The organism is Sulfitobacter sp. HI0129 (assembly GCF_001635395.1).
Lineage (GTDB): Bacteria > Pseudomonadota > Alphaproteobacteria > Rhodobacterales > Rhodobacteraceae > Sulfitobacter.
On record NZ_LWGH01000636.1, the window covers coordinates 1 to 1,969 of the forward strand.

The 1,969-nt window shown below is 62.6% G+C and carries 2 protein-coding genes; one reads left to right on the top strand and one right to left on the bottom strand.

Annotated features, from left to right (window positions below):
* A partial coding sequence (locus A3764_RS16520; RefSeq protein ID WP_067951789.1) for an alpha/beta fold hydrolase occupies nucleotides 1–663 on the top strand: 663 nt, incomplete at its 5' end.
* A gap of 5 nt (nucleotides 664–668) precedes the next feature.
* On the opposite strand, the gene A3764_RS16525 is transcribed toward A3764_RS16520, so the two are convergent.
* On the bottom strand, nucleotides 669–1,853 hold the full coding sequence (locus tag A3764_RS16525) for an MFS transporter (RefSeq protein ID WP_443069093.1): 1,185 nt from the start codon (nucleotides 1,851–1,853) through the stop codon (nucleotides 669–671).
* Between the last annotated feature and the right edge of the window lie 116 nt (nucleotides 1,854–1,969).

A 1,969-nucleotide genomic window follows, 5' to 3' on the forward strand; every position in this document is an offset into this window, starting at 1 on the left:
CTCTATGGGCGCGGCTATTCCGATCGCCCCCGAACGAGGCAGGACGCACAGTTCTTTCACCGGCAATTGAGGGAATTGCTGGATCATGTGGGCGTGGGGGACGATATCACCCTCATCGGCTATTCGATGGGCGGTGCTATCGCCACGTCCTTCGCCGCCGAACATCCGGGCCGCATACAGCAACTGGTACTGCTCGCACCTGCCGGAATGCGGGTTCCGGCGGGGCGGATGATCAACATCATTCGCAGCAGTCCCCTATTGGGCGACTGGTTGATGCACGCCGTTTATCCGCGCCAGTTCCGCAAGGGGGTAGAGGCGGAGCGGGACCTTCCCAGTTCCGTCCCCGACATCGGAAAGCTGCAAACCGCAGAGCTGGACTCGCGCGGCTTCATCCGGTCCGTCCTGTCGAGCCTGCGCGGGATACTGGCGGCTGACCAGCGGGAGGCGCACACCCGTATCGCCCAACAAGGCCTGCCCGTTCTCGCTGTCTGGGGGCGGGACGATGACGTGATACCGCTTTCCTGCGTAGGGACGCTTGCCGAATGGAACCGTTCCGCGGTGCAGGAAGTGATCCCCGGCGCCGGGCACGGCCTGCCCTATACCCATACGAACGAGGTGCTGCGCATCCTGCGCAGCGAACTGATCGCACTTGCGGGCCGCTGAGCCGCTCAGGCAGTGACCAGTCCTTCGAGCCGCCGTTCGCGGATGGGCAGATGCACGATCGCGCTGAACGCCCCGACCGCCACGCCGATCCACCACACGGCGGTGTAATTTCCGTAAACGTCGTAAAGACGCCCCCCCAGCCAGACACCGATAAAGCTGCCAAGCTGATGGCTGAAGAACACGATACCGTAGAGCGTGCCCATGTAACGCAACCCGTAGATATGGGCGACCAGCCCACTGGTGAGCGGTACGGTCGCCAGCCACAGCGCACCCATTCCGACGGAAAACAGAATGACGCTGAGCGGGGTAATGGGCAGGAGTATGAAAATCGCGGCAATCAGGGTCCGGCCCGTGTAGATCCCCGCCAGCAGATATTTCTTGGAATACCGCTTGCCCGCCCAGCCAGCCAGAAGCGTCCCCGCGATATTGGCAAGCCCGATGAGCGATATCGCTACCGCCCCCAGCGCAGAGGTCGTGGTGATGCCGATGTTGTGCAGAACGCCCCCCGGCACGATCGGGCCCGACATCTCAGTCACGAAGGCCGGGAAATGCGCGGTGATGAAGGCAAGCTGGTAGCCGCAGGAGAAAAAGCCGAGGAAAATGAGGGAATAGGACGGATCGCGGAACGCCTTGACGAGGATCTGGCCCATGGATTCTTCCAGCTCCGCCTTGCTGGCCATGGCGGGCGCACGCATGAAAGGAAGCGTCAGCACGAGCGAGAGGACAACCCCCGCGAAAACAAGGAAGGTCATCTGCCACGTCAGAAACGTCAGCATCCATTCAGCGACCGGAGCGCCAAAGACCTGCCCGGCGCTGCCCGCAGCCGTAACAAGCGCGAGAGACATGGAGCGGTTTTCGTCCGATGATGCCCGCCCCACGACGGCGAGGATGACGCCGAATCCCGTTCCCGCGATGCCGAATCCCACCAGCCACGCATAGGCCTGATGTTCGATCGGCAGGGTGGATTGCGCCGAAAGCGCCAATCCCAGCGCATAGATCAACGCCCCCATGATGATCGCGCGGCGGTCGCCTATCTTTTCCGCCAGCGCCCCGAAGATGGGTTGCCCGATCCCCCATGCGAGGTTCTGGATCGCGATGGCCAGTGAAAACTCGCTCCGCGCCCAGGCGAACTCTTCGGCGATGGGGATCTGGAATACCCCGAAGGAGGCGCGCACGGCGAAACTGACCATGATGATCACGCAGCCTACGATAAGGACCGGCGTGAAAAGCGAACTGCGGTATTCCAACAAAAGGTCCTTCCGGGGGGGGGTGAACGACGGCAGACTATGCCCAATCCCCGGCAGGG